The following is a 13,222-nucleotide window of genomic DNA, read 5'->3' on the forward strand; positions in this document are numbered from 1 at the left end:
GGTCATGCCGCCTGGCTCACAAAGGCCCGCGTCGTGCGCAACTCCGTCTCGCCGGGCGGCAAGGCGGCGGTGCGAATGTCGAGCAACTGGGCGACGCCGCTTGCCCGGTTGAACTGCACCCGCCCACTGGTCGGGCGGTCGACGAAGATGGCGACGTCCGCGTTGCGAATGTCGTTGTCGTTGGCGACGAAGTCCTTGCGATATTGCTGCCGGGCGATGCGTCCGTCGAGCGTCAGGGTCGTAGTGCCGTTGCCCGACGAAGAGATGCCGCGACGGCACCCGACGATGGTGTTGCCGTAAATGTGCAGGCTGACGACGTCATTATCTTCGCCCGGCCCGATGCCCCAGCTATAGGGATAGAGGTCGGCCTGCTCGCAGTAGTTCCACCTCACGAGCCCGCTCGCCATGACGGCGATGCAGAAATTGTGCCCCCGGACCCGGTTGCCCTCGATCAGGCACGTCTCCGAGCGCACCACGATAGCGCCCTTACCGCCGCCGGTATAGGCCGCGACGCGGTTGGCGCGGACAATCGCATGGGCAGGGTTGCGCACATAGAGATGGGTGTTGCGGCCGATCTGGATACAGTCGGCTTGCGCACCCTCGGGCGGGGGGATGTCGCAGCCGATGACGGCGACGATCCCGCCGATGCCCTCGATATAGATGGCGTCGCCCGCCGCCTTGCCGATATTGTCGTGGACATAACAACGCTCGATCCACACGTCGTCGGCGTTGGCGGCGGTGGGGAACGCGATTTCGCTGAAGGGCTTGTTGCGGATTTCGACCACGTCACCGACGCTCGCGGTGCCGGTCAACGTGAACGATATGCCGTTCTGGCTGAAGGCCACGCCGCCGCTCGCCGTCCCGGCCAGCAACGTGCCGTCAGGCCGCCGCACCCGCCAGCGCGTCGCCGATCCTGTCCCGCCGGTCGTGCATTCGATCCGAACGATGCCGGTCAGCACCGCCTCGCTGATCGCGTAGGACTGTACCTCCACGCCGGACGGCGCTGACACCAGCACCGACTCCGCCTTGCGGGTATTGCCGCGTATCGCGATGCCGATCGAATTATTGTCGGTGCGGGAGCCGTTGCCCGACACCTCGCAGTCGACCAGCATGATGCCGTAGCCGCCATAGGCGTTGACGCCGCGCTGCGTCGCGCCGGTCAGGTGCAGCCCCATGACCCGCCAGTCGCTCGCGCCGTTCTCATCCACGGCGAACAACTGGCCGATGCCGACCTTGGGCGCGGCTCCGTTGCCATATGCGCGGTATGTGCAGCGGTTGCCGGGCCGCAGCGTCTCCGACCACGATCCGCCCCGTTCCAGGAAGAAATGGGTGCCCGGCCAGAACTGCGTTCCGTCGGCCGTCTTGGCGAGCGTCTTCCAGGCGGTTTGCGGCGTCCGCCCGTCGTTGCTGTCGTCGCCCCTCGGGCTGACGTAGCGGCGGGTTTCGCCCAGGAAAGCGTCGTTGTCGTTCGCGACCAGCGCCTCAAGATCGTCGTCGCCGACCTCTTCGATGATCTCGATCGACCGTATCCACCCGGACATGGGCAGCGACCCGTCCAGCCGCGCGCCCACCGCCAAGCGATCGAGGCGGGACGGCGGCTCAAGGAACGGCGCATGGGCGGCAAGGCCCGCCGCCGCGATCGTCTGGCCGCGCGTGCCGATCCGGTGCGCGATGCGGACCTTGCCGGGGCCGAAAAGCCGGGGCACGCAGGGCTTCTTGAAGCTGTTCCATTGCGATCCGGTCAGCGCGTGGTCGGTGGTGCGCGCCACCGTCATCACTTCGCCATTCGGGTTGCCGAGCTGCATGAACGTGCGCTCGATATTGTTCTGCGCCGCGATCTCCGCCTCGACGACGATCGTATGCGGCCGATCGAACAGGTTGCGCCCGCGCACCTCCAGAAAGTCGTCGCCACGCGCGGCGGGCTGGCCGAGCGTGATGATGGGGCTGGTGATGACGTCCGTTTCGACTTGGGCGAGAATGACGCGGACCCGGCCGCCCGCCCGCACCACAAGGCGGCCCTGTCCACCCGTGGCGGTGGCCGTATGCACGCGGCCTATCCGGGTCCATGATCCGCCGAAGAAGTCGGGCGTCGAACCGCCGCCGCCCGTGACGGTCAGATAGCAGGCCCCGGTGATGCATTTGGCGTAGACGCTCGATGCCACCTGCGCGCCCGCCCCCGCGCTGAAGAACGGAATGGCAAAGTCGGTCGTCGTGCTGGGATTGTAGAACTCGACGACATTGCCGTTCATGTCGCCGCTATCCAGCAACGCCTTGAAAATATACTCGCTGCCGTCAGGCGTGCGGGCAAACCGGAGGCTGTCGGTATCGTCGACAAGGGCCGCTGACGCGCCACTCGGTCGGCTGTTGAGCAGCGTCCACCCGCTAATGTCGATCGGCGCGGCGTTGCGCATGGACACCATGTTCCTGGCCGCCGGTTCGCGCAGGAAACCGAAGCCGGGGATGATCCGGGGTTGCCCGGCGGCGGCGACATATAACGCGCCGGACAGTGCCGCCGACACGCCGCCCGGCCCCGAAATTGCGATTTCCTTCATCGACATGACGGACGTGAACGAGGCGTTGTTCGCCTGATAGTCGCCCGTGACGAAGTTGGCGCGCAGCGGGATGCGCGCCTTTCGGTTCTGAAGGATCATTCGTAATGCCCCTTGAGATAGCCCTTCAGGCCCTGTGCGCCCGAGCCCTCCAACTCGACATCCCAGGTCACCAGCGCGTCGTCGGGGATCCGTGGCGTCGCGATGACGGGTTGCGGGGTGCCCTCCGCCTTGCTCGATAGCTGGCCGGGCAGGATGCGCACCGGCGACGACAGAATGGACGCGCCATTGACCCGGACGTTCATCCGCAGGCCATAGGTCTGCGACGGGGACACATCCGCCGCGTCCACGGACACCCGGATTTCCGACAGGATCAGGGCACGCGGCGCGCGCTGCGGCGACAGGCCCGTGGCGACCCGGACCATCTCACGGGTGGCGTAGCACTCGAATAGCCAGTCGAACGGCTGGCCGGTCGGCATCCGCGCCGCGACGCCCGCCGGTGACAAGGCAAGGTTGGACTGCCCCGACAGATTGCGGATCGGGTAGAGGCCGTCCTCGCCCGGCCCGCCGGTCGCCGTGCCGGTCGACCAGTCGTGCACGTCCTGGAGCGTGTCGTTCGCCCGCGCGATGAAGCTGACGATCTGGGCCGAAAGTTCGGGCTCCATCACTCCGGCTCCGTCATGCCGAAGCCGTCGACCAGCGGGTCCACCTCTTCATAGGTCTCACCGGGGGCAAGCTGGGCCGCGATATCCTCGCGGGGGCACAGGACCTTGCGCAGGCGCGCGCCGTCCGGGCCGAAGATCACGATCAGGACCATCATGCTTTTATCTCTTCGACGTAGAAATTGGACCCGGCTTCCATGAAGCCCTGGTCGTTGCCGCCGCCATAGGCGACGAAATCAATCCAGAAGCTGTGCGCGCCGACCGGTAGACCGGCAAAGGCGCGGCCATAGTAAAAGGGGCTCCGCACGGAACGGAAACCGTTGATGACGCAGGACGCGACCCAATACCATTTGGTGTCCATGACGGTGTCCACGCCATCGGTGGTCCGCCCGAAGACGAAATAGCCCGCATAGTCCCGGCCTGGTCGGGGTGCCATGTTGCACTCCAGGCGGATGCTGCTGTCGGCGCGCTGCTTGGTGACGCCCAGCGTCAGATTATCGCACCCGCCCGCCATCATTGGCGGGGAGCGCCACGTTGCTCGCCAGCTCGGCGGTGTAGCCGCGTCGGATCGCATAGTCGGCCAGCGCTGGCGTATCGATCGACTTGGCCTTCAGCGTGTCGACCTCGACGTCGTACATGCGGAGCTTGCCGTCCCCATATCGGAAGACCTCGATCGGCTGGCCGCCGCCATTGCGGTCCCAGAGGACGAAGACATCGCTGTAGATGCCGACGACGCTGCCCGCCGGTCCCGCAAGCTGGGAAATCGCACTGACAACGCCGTTCGCCCCCACCGACCACATCGCCAAGGCCGTGCCGGTGGCGGGATCGAGGCGCTGGAGGTTCTTGATGAACAGGTCGTTCTGTTCGGTCTTGATGCCGATCTGCTCGACCATCTCGACCAGCGAACTGCCGTCCGGCGCGCGCGCCAGCCCGTCGATCAACAATTTGTACGCGCCGATATTCCCGGCCAGGTCCGCCGTGTTTCCGGCATTGGTCAGTATGTCGGTGAGGACCTGCTTCGCCAGCTTGCCCCCGACATAACTGCCGTCCGGCTGGCGGACGCCGCCGATCGTCGTCCCCGCCGGGGCCCCGGCGGTCGCGCCGGGTTCCGCCGGTTTCAGCGCCTCGCCCGTCGTCCCGTCCGCATAGACGAGGTCGGACGCCAGCACCGCCGCGCTGATTTCCGCATCGCTGTGGACGCGGTGGTTCTTCTGCCAGCCGACCTTGACGTTCGCGATCGGGGCGTAGCTGGCGCGGCGCTCGACGTCCTCGAACCGGACCGTCTCGACCGGATCGGCAAAGGCGATGGGCCGCAGCCGGATCAGCCGGTCGCCGCCCACGCTCCAGGCCAACGAGGCGCGAAGGGTCAGCCGGTCGAGCATCTTGGCGGGCGTCTCCCCCGCTTCCGAGACGTGCAGCCCGGCGGGGTGCGGGCGGATCGCGATCGCATCGGCCAGCCCGGCGATCGCGGGGCCCTCCGCCGCCGCCGCGATCCGCGCAGCGATTTCCGGCACCGTCTCGACATAGCCGTCGCCGATCTCGCCGCGCAGGTCGGCGGTCAGGGTGGAGGGCTGGGTCCAGAATTTCACGCACGCGATGGAGGGGGCGACGACGCACCCGCCGTCCGGCACGCTGGCCGCCTTCAGCGCGTCGAGCGTGGCGGCGATCGACCCGGCCCAGGCGACCTCCACGCGCACCACCCCGCGCCCCTTTTCCTTGACCACGTCGAACGCCGCCAGCGGACGGGCGGGGTCGCCGAACTCGTAGATGTTCCAGGCGGCGAGCAGCAGCCGCCCCTCGACATTCCAGCACCGGCCCCAGCTCCGCCGCTTGATCCGGCCCTTCGCCGCCGCGTCGCCCTCGATGCCGCCGGTCCCGGCGAAGCTGTCCTTCGCCAGCGGCTCGCCCAGGCGGCCCGCCATGTCCGACAGGGTAAAGACGAACCGCCCGTTGCCGTAGGAATAGCCCGCGACCGTGCCGACCAGCATCGGCGTCCAGACGGGCTCGCCCGCGCCGTCGTCGCCCACCGACACGGTGATCGGCGCATCGGCCCAGACCAGCCCGGCGATCAGCGCACGGGTCGACGCCATGGCGGGCGCGAAGCCGACCGCCGAGCCTTGCGCGATCGCGCCGCCGGTAAAGCCGTCCTTGTCGAAGCCCAGCGCCGACTGGATGCGCGGCGGGCTGACCACGCCCGCGCGCCAGTCGGCCAGCCCCTTGAAAAGATAATGCGACCGCCCGCCGCCCGCGAGGCGGACGTCCACCGGGGCTCCGGTCGCGTCGGTCGGGCGGGCCTCGACGATGACCGTCTTCATCAGCGATAATCCCGTTCGAGCAGCGACAGGTCGGGCTCGACCGAGCGCGATCCGTCCTTGCCCTGGGCGATCAGGACGCGGAGCAGGGCGTTGGTCTCCTCGGTCGCGGCGACGACCTGCCCGGTCAGCGCGTTGCCGGTCTGGATCGCGGCGGTCTGCGCGGCCTGGACGCCCGCCGCGCTGTTCACGCGGTTGGTCTCCACCGCGATCAGCGAGCGCGCCGCCTCGTCCGCCGCGTTCCTGTCCGCCGCCAGCTCCGCCCCGCTGCCGAAGCTGTCCTTCGTCGTCGCCAGCAACTGGCGGTAAAGCTGCGCGACCCGGTCCGCCGCGCCGTCCTTGCCCGCCTCGGCATCGGCGCGCGCGGCGGCGATATCCTTGAGCAGCGCGTCGCGGCGATCGACTGCCGATCCCTCGAACAGGTCGCCGGAGGTCAGGCTTTCCAGCAGGTCCTTCAGGCTGCCGACCCGCGATTTCAGCGTGTCTTCGAGCAGCTTGGACCGTTCCTCGGCGTTCAGCTTCTCGACCTGGAGCAGGTCGAGACCATAGGCCTTGGCGATGCGCACCCGGTCCGCCGCCGTCCGGTCGAAACTGTCGAACACCGATTTGAGCTGGCCGGTCAGCCCGCCCAGCCGCTTCTCCAGGTCGGTGACCTTCACCGCCTCGGCGACCGCGCGGTCGAGCGTGCCGGGGCGTTGCAACGCCTTTGCAACCGCCGGGGACACGCCCTGGATCGCACCGTCCGCCAGCGCGTCGCGGATCGCGATCTCGATCGCCGCCGACTCGTCCGTGCCGTTGTAGAGCAGGCCGGAGCCGGGATGCTTGGCATCGACGCGCGAGCTGCCCGATCCGTCGACGCGGTAATAATCCTCGCGCTTGCCGATCGAGACGTTGAAGCTGCCCACGTCCGCGCCCAGGGCGTCGGCGATCCGCTGGATACCGGACTGAACGTTCTTGGCGGTGCCCGACAGCGCGTCGCGGATCTTCTCGTCGCCGCCCAGCTCGGCCGAGCCGTCGACCGAGCGGATCGTGGCGCGCCCGGACTTCACGCCCTCGAACAGCTTGCCGATGATCCCGCCCGCCACGCCCAGCACGGCCCCGGCACCCGGAATGCCGGTCAGCCCGCCGATCGCGCCCCCGATCGCGCTGCCGGTCGCGTTGGTCTTGATCCCGACGAGGTTGGCGAAGGACGAGGCGGCCTGCCCCTCGAACGCGCCCGCCAGCCCCTTGCCCGCGAACTTGCCCAGCGACTTGCCGATCTTCGACGCGGTGTCGTCATTGGTGAACAGCCCGGTGATCTTCGTCGCGACCCCGCCGATCGCGCCCTCGAACAATTCCTGCGGGCTGGAGGTGCGGCGGCGCGGCGCGGTGACCGTCACGTCGCCGCTGCCCCCGGCGGGCTGGTCGGCGGGCGCCTTGGCCCCCGGCTGGGGCGCGCCCTTCTGCACCGCCCCCGCCGCGCCGTTGGCGGCACGGGTCAGCGTCTCCAGCGCGGTGCTGGCCTGCCCGGTTCGCGCGGTGACGATATCGACCGCGTCCGCCATGCGCACGGACGCGTCCTCGACCACGCGGGTCCCGGTCGCCTGATCCTCCAGCGACTGGAACATGTCGCCGAACCAGTCATCGACCAGCTTTTCCGCCGAGACGCGGGCGAAGGATTGCAGGATGCGCTCGGGCAGCTTGTCCAGCCCGGAGTCGCCCGAAATCGTCGCGGTCAGCAGGCCTCGGATATCGGCGATCCCGGCCAGATAGATGCGCTGGCGCTGGAGCATCCGGTCGAGCTGGCGTTCCTGCGCGGTCAGCGCCTGGGTGGCGGCGAGGACCGCTTCCTTCTGCTCCTCGTTCAGCGGGCCGCGCTGGCGTTCCAGTTGCTGGATCACGCGCAGCGCCTCGGCCTGGTCGTGGTGGCCCGACAGCAATTCCTGGCCGACCTCGAACGCCTGGCGCTGCCCCTCGACGAAATCGGCGATCGGGCGGTTCAGCCCCTCCGCGACGACCAGCCTGGCTTCCTTGGCCTGGGCGATCGTCGTCTCGAACTGGGGCGGCTTCTTTCGCTCCAGGTCGTCCATGATATCGTCGAGCTGGCGGAGCGCGGCATTGGCCTGCCGGACGGCGGGCGGCGTCCGGTCGAACTGGTCCATGATTCCGGCGACCCGCGCGGCGGCGTCGCGCCCGAACTCGTCGCGCGCCTCGGTCGACTTGGGCTTCTCCGGCTTCTTGTCGCGCCCCTCGCGCCGCAGCGCGCCCGCCAGTTGCTTGTCGTCCAGCGACTTGTCGATCAGGTCGGCGATCTGCTCCTTCGCGGTCGACGACGTGCGGTCGATGATCGCCTTCTGGAATTCCTCGCGCGATACCTTCAGGCCGGTGAAGTCGAGTTTTTCCGTCGCGCGAAGCACCGCTTCCGGCGTGACCCGCCCGGCATCGAGGTCGGAGACGACCGAGCGCAGGTTGCGGGCATTCTGCTGCGCGCGATCCGAGCCGACAATGGCCCCCGCGACATGCCCGGCGGGCCCGTTGCCCTCCAGCGCGCCGCGCAGCCGACCCTCCGCCGAAATGCCATCGACATTGCCGAACGCCTCGCGCGCGCTGGCCCGCGCCTGCGCCGCCTCGCCGCGCAGGTTGATCGCGGTCAGCCGGGCGTTGAGGATCAGCAGCTCGTTCTGTTTCTTCAGCTTGCCGGTGGTCAGGTCGAACATGCCGCCCAGCACGCTCTGCGCCTCGGCCAGTCCGTCCGCGCCCAGCTTGGCGGCCTCGGCGGCCTCCTCCGCCTTGAACAGCTCGGCGACGAAGGGCAGCAGCACCGCCGTCGCGACGGTGATGCCGATGCCCCAGGGCCCGGTCAGGAACGCGCCGACCTTGCCCGCCGTGCCGCCCATTTCGGACATGGCATAGCCGAGCTGGCCGATCTGCTGGCTGAAGGCGGTGATCGGATTGGCACCGCTGGCGATCTGCAACCCGAAGTCGCCGACCTGCTGGCCCGCATTCCGCAGGCCGAAGGCATGGCGGCGAGTCTCCGCTTCGGCTTCCGCCGTGCGGCGGGCGGCTTCGCGCTGGGCCTGGGCGAGCTTGATCGCGGCGATCGCGGCGGCGGCTTCCTCGCGCTCGGTTTCGTTGGTCGCGCCCGCCAGCCGGGCTTCCGCCGCCGCCAGCTCGGTCGCCTCGCGCCCGGCCTGGGCGCGCGACTGGGTCTGGCGACCGGTCGCGGCGGTCTGGCTGTCGGTCGCGTCGGTCAGGGTTTCGGCGGCGCTGGCCTGCTGGCGGGTGGCGTCGGACGCGTCGGCGGCGCTGTCCGCCTGGGCGCGCGTCGCCCGGGCGGTGGCGGTCGCCTCCGACGACACCCGCTCGAGCGCCTGGGCAAGCTGACCGGTGTCCGCCGCGCCCGCCTGCGACTGGGTCGCCAGCGCGGTCGTGGCGGTGTGCGCAGCGGTCGATGCCTGGGTGCTGTCGCGAAGGCTTTGCGCATAAGCCGCTTCCGCCGCCTGGGCACGCTGGCGCGCCTGGGCCAGCTCGGCGGTGGCGGTCGCCAGTTCGCGGTCGTTGCCCGCGCTACCACCGCCGCCCGGCGACAGGGTGATCGTCGGATTGTCCGGGGTCAGCTCGATCCGTCCGCGCGCCTTGCCGACGCGGGTTTCCGCCGCCGCCACCGCCTCGCGCGCGGCGTCGCGCTCCGCCCGCGCCAGCTCGACGGTCGCACGCGCGGCGTCCGCCGCCTGGGACGCGGTCCTGGCCTGGGCGCGGGTGACGCGGTCCGCCGCCGCCGCCAGTTCGTCCGCGCCCGATGCCGCCGCGCGCGAGCGGTCGGTCAACTGGCCCAGCGCCGCCGCCGCCTGGCGCGCCGAGCCGCCCGCGCTGGTCGAGGACCGGGCGGTCGCCTCCAGCGCCGCCGAAGCCTCCCGGCCCGTCGATCCGATCCCGGCGGCGCGCGACGCCTCGCCGATGGCGGTGACCAGCGCGCGGGCCTGCACCGCCGCACCCTCCGCCGCCGTGCCGATCCCGGCGATCGCGGCGGCGCTTTCCCTGGCGGTGCCGACAAGGCCGGAGCCATCGGCCTTCAGCCGGACAGAGACGATCAGGTCGCGATTCATTTACGCCAGCGCGGTCAGGGCCGCGCGCTCCATCATTTGCAGGTCAAGGAACAGGTCGGGCGAGACGGCGATCGACAGCATGTCGGCGGTCGGGCGGACGGCGGCGTAATCCAGCCCCAGCCGCCCGCCCATCGCATGGAAGCGCCACTGGCTGGTCAGCGCCATGAACAGCGTGACCACATCCACCTCGTCCGGGCCGATTTCGACCGTGTCGTCGCGCCGACCGGCGGCACGGCGCGCCTCGATCGCGGCGATCGCGGCGGCGGCGCTGCTGGTTGCCGCATCGTCCGCCGGTTTCCCGCCGCCGCGACCCCTGGCCCACAGGCTCGCGACGGCCTTCAGTTTCCCGCGCGGGCCTTGGGCTGACCGGCGAGGCAGGCACGGAAGGCGTCGAAGATGTGGATGAACATGCCGCCCTCGTTCATCAGGCTGCGCAGGTTGGGCGCGACCAGCGGCTTGCGCTTGCCCTCCCCGTCCAGGTCGGTCGCCCAGCCTTCGGGCACGTCGAAGGGAAGCGGGTCGCCATTCTCGGCATGGACGCCGCGCCAGTCGGTCGCGATCTGGGCGACCAGTTCGGTGTAAAGCTGCGCCTGGTCGACGCCCGGTTCGTCCTCCAGGCCCCGGACGCGGACGACCTCGGCGACGAAGGCGGCGGCGGCATCGACCTTGAGCAGGCGGAACCGCATCTCGATCGAGAATTCGACGACCGAGCCGTCCTCCATCACGCAGGGGAAGGTGACGGGCGACCATGCGCGGGGCTGCTTGACGATGCGATAGATGGGCTGGGTCATGTCACTTCGCCGTGATGATGAGGTCGTCGGGCGTGGTGCCGACATTCATGCGGCCCGTGATCGCGATCATCAGGACGTTGTTCTCGTCCGACAGCTCGATATCGGTGATCTGGAGGTGATCCGACTTGAACTGGATGATGTTGCCCGCGACGAGGCCGTGATCGAGCTGCACGGGGATTTCATCGCCCTTGCGCAGGCGACCGAAATAATCCTTGGCGCCGATCGTCGGGCACTCGGCCAGCACGCGGCAGGTCAGGCCGTGATTGCCCCGGTTGATGTAGTTCACGCCGACGAGGTTGCGCGGGGTGATCTCCGCATTCGCCTCGCCCGTGAAGCTGCGCAGGTTGACCGCATAGCTGTCGAGCAGGAAGTCGGTGTTCGCGGTGTTGATCTCGACCGGGTCCTTCCACTGGTCGAACGCCACGGTGCCGGGGGCCGCGTCGACGATCGCGTTCGCCGCCGGGAGCAGCGCGGTCATGTCGAGCTTGATGAACGGATAGGCCCCGGCGGTGAAATCCCAGCCGAAGGTCCCGCGTCCGCCCAGGCCGACGCGCTTCTGGTTGCCGTGCCAGTGATAGGCCGTCGCCGACGACAGGACCGCGCCGATCGGGGCGAACCGCTGCACCGCGCTGGTGTTGGCGGTCAGGACGGGGGCGGCCATGCCGCACGCCTCCAGATGCTCCATCCAGGCGGGGGCGGTCCCCGCCGCGCCGGAGCCCGCCAGCTCCAGCTCATAGCTGTAGGTCTGGCGTTCGTTGGACGGCGCATCCTTGGAGCTGCCGCGCACCGGGCGATCCAGGTTGCGCTGGATACGGTCGACGACGACCGGCTTGGCGGCGAAGTTGCGGGTCAGCGCCGCGTTGACCGCACCCGTGGGCGCGGCATCGGTGCCGTAGGTGGCCTCTTTCTTGAAGAAGAGGACTTTGGTGGCGTCGACCATGGTCAGCCCTTCGCGGTGTCGGGGTTGGCGTCGGCGGACCCGGCATCGCCCTGGGCGGCGGGTTCGGCGGCAGGCTGGTCGGCGGACTCGGCGAGCGCGGGATCGGGCTTGCCGTCCAGCGCGGCGAGGCGTGCGGGCCCCGACAGGGGCAGGCCCCACCGGTCGAGCGTCCGCCCGGCCTCATCGACCGGGCGGGGTTGGGTGGCTTTCGCCTGGGAGGATTTCGGCGCGGCGGCCATCGGTCAGCGATCCTTGCGAGATTGTGCCGATGACCAAACCGGATTTCACGCGCGCGCGCGGCTTGCGTTGGTGCCCCCGTATGTAAAAGTCTATTTGACCGAAAGCGCTATGGTCTCCCTCAGGCCTGACCGCCCTGCTTCATGAGAAAAAACTTGAAGTAAGCGGTAATGTACTTGGCGGAGAAAGCCTCCTGTCGGCAGCTTTCGCAAACAGATTCAGCCAACGATCCTGAAAATTTCCTTCATCCTCGCTGTCGATTACGATAGGCCCATGAGCGACCTGATGCTTCCCCATTACCTGTGAGATCGCTAAACTGAAATCCCTTTCAAAAGGATTCAAATAGAACGGCTGATCTGAATGGCCGCGGTGCGAAAATATTTCATGGAATGAAATTTCACGCCAGCGGTATTCCGCATCCGTGTCAGTCTTGCAGTAAACCAAGCTTACACTGAAGACGTACAGTCCAGGATCATAGTTAGTGGCAAAGCCTCGGTCGGCTCGCAGAGTGAGGTATGCGTTTGTGACGATATCCCAACCATGGCCGTAGGTGTCGACCGGCGGGGGGGCTGCAACACCGAAATGAGGGCGAGGCGCTTCAAAAGATAATGTGGCAGGCCCCAGGGTGATATAACTCGACCCTCGCTTCACCGTATCCGCTTCAATCTCGATCGTGTCGAAAAGCCTCTTGATAATCGCCGAAATTTCTCCTTGCGCTTCCGTCAACATGCTCGTTCGAGCTTCGATCGCGGCTTGTCTCGCCGTACGGTCTGCCTCCGCAGCCGCTTCCTCCAGAGATACGGCATGACCGGCGGCAGCAAGTGCGGCCCTTGAAGCGGACGGTGCGGCAGATTGCACAGACGTGATTACGCTAGCGCATCTTTCAAGGGATGGCCTAGATCCAGGGGATTTTCGCAACATCGTCGCTACGAAGCCCGCTAGTCTAGTGTCGTTTCCAGGTATCGTCGGCGCGGCACGATTCAGATGGGCTTCTTGGACGTCGTCTCTGTCCCCTATGAAGGGAGGTTGCCCCGCGAGCATCGCATAAATGATACAACCAAGGGCGTATATATCAGTAGAGTTTGTCGGCCTCTCGCCTCTGAATTGCTCAGGGGCCGCATAAGCTGGTGTCAGCGATGTACGAAGACTCTCTAGCGACGTTGCATCTTCCACGAATTTTGCGATGCCAAAATCCGCAATCTTCCACCGACCGTTATGCCAAAGGACATTCCCTGGCTTCAGATCCCGATGAACGATATGTTTAACCTCCAACAAGCCAGATATTATATCATGGGCAGCGCGCTTAACTTCATCGAGTTCGAGGGGTCCGTCCCTTTGGAGTTTTTGCTGTAGACTGAGCTCACAGATTGGCATGACCAAAAAGTATCGATCACTGTCCGCATCTTGGCCAAAATCTAAAATTGGAACGATATGATCGTGAGACTTCCCTGCTAAATCTGCTCCGATCTTTAGTTCGCGATGAGAAGCTGCACCCGCTGATAGCTTCAATCGCTTCACTGCGACGTCTTGGCCGCCGCCATTGCCGCGAAACACCTCGCCGAATCCCCCAGGTGGGCCTAGCGGGTCTGTGTCATCGAATGTCCACTCACCATGCTCAAGGCGGATAGTCTGCATCATCAACCCCT

The 13,222-nt window shown here is 67.7% G+C and carries 11 protein-coding genes; all 11 read right to left on the reverse strand.

The window, feature by feature from the left end; translation table 11 throughout:
- Positions 1-2: 2 nt before the first annotated feature.
- The 11 genes from QE379_RS03485 to QE379_RS03535 all read right to left on the reverse strand — a co-directional run bounded on the left by QE379_RS03485 (position 3) and on the right by QE379_RS03535 (position 13,214).
- Positions 3-2,651, reverse strand: a complete 2,649-nt coding sequence (locus QE379_RS03485; protein ID WP_306997868.1) for a hypothetical protein — start codon at positions 2,649-2,651, stop codon at positions 3-5.
- Entirely contained in the window at positions 2,648-3,214 is a 567-nt protein-coding gene (locus QE379_RS03490) for a hypothetical protein (protein ID WP_306997870.1), read from the reverse strand. The genes QE379_RS03485 and QE379_RS03490 overlap by 4 nt, the downstream gene beginning before the upstream one ends.
- Positions 3,214-3,369, reverse strand: a complete 156-nt coding sequence (locus QE379_RS03495; protein WP_306997872.1) for a hypothetical protein — start codon at positions 3,367-3,369, stop codon at positions 3,214-3,216. Before QE379_RS03495 ends, QE379_RS03490 begins: the two co-directional genes overlap by 1 nt.
- The gene (locus tag QE379_RS03500) at positions 3,366-3,728 is read right to left on the reverse strand and encodes a hypothetical protein (protein ID WP_306997874.1); all 363 of its coding nucleotides are present in this window, start codon (positions 3,726-3,728) and stop codon (positions 3,366-3,368) included. The genes QE379_RS03495 and QE379_RS03500 overlap by 4 nt, the downstream gene beginning before the upstream one ends.
- Entirely contained in the window at positions 3,706-5,526 is a 1,821-nt protein-coding gene (locus tag QE379_RS03505) for a hypothetical protein (protein ID WP_306997876.1), read from the reverse strand. The genes QE379_RS03500 and QE379_RS03505 overlap by 23 nt, the downstream gene beginning before the upstream one ends.
- On the reverse strand, positions 5,526-9,608 hold the full coding sequence (locus QE379_RS03510; RefSeq protein WP_306997878.1) for a hypothetical protein: 4,083 nt from the start codon (positions 9,606-9,608) through the stop codon (positions 5,526-5,528). Before QE379_RS03510 ends, QE379_RS03505 begins: the two co-directional genes overlap by 1 nt.
- Positions 9,609-9,986, reverse strand: coding sequence for a DUF1799 domain-containing protein (locus QE379_RS03515; protein WP_307003067.1), 378 nt, complete (start codon positions 9,984-9,986; stop codon positions 9,609-9,611).
- On the reverse strand, positions 9,947-10,399 hold the full coding sequence (locus QE379_RS03520; RefSeq protein WP_306997880.1) for a histidine kinase: 453 nt from the start codon (positions 10,397-10,399) through the stop codon (positions 9,947-9,949). The genes QE379_RS03515 and QE379_RS03520 overlap by 40 nt, the downstream gene beginning before the upstream one ends.
- Position 10,400: 1 nt before the next feature.
- A complete protein-coding gene (locus QE379_RS03525) occupies positions 10,401-11,339 on the reverse strand; it encodes a phage tail tube protein (protein WP_306997881.1) in 939 nt (312 codons plus the stop codon).
- Between the two features lie 2 nt (positions 11,340-11,341).
- Complete coding sequence (locus tag QE379_RS03530; protein ID WP_306997883.1) at positions 11,342-11,578, reverse strand: hypothetical protein; 237 nt, start codon at positions 11,576-11,578, stop codon at positions 11,342-11,344.
- 139 nt (positions 11,579-11,717) lie between these two features.
- Positions 11,718-13,214: a serine/threonine-protein kinase gene (locus QE379_RS03535; RefSeq protein WP_306997885.1), complete on the reverse strand. Its 1,497-nt coding sequence runs from the start codon at positions 13,212-13,214 to the stop codon at positions 11,718-11,720.
- Positions 13,215-13,222: the final 8 nt, after the last annotated feature.

The organism is Sphingomonas sp. SORGH_AS_0879 (assembly GCF_030819175.1).
Lineage (GTDB): Bacteria > Pseudomonadota > Alphaproteobacteria > Sphingomonadales > Sphingomonadaceae > Sphingomonas.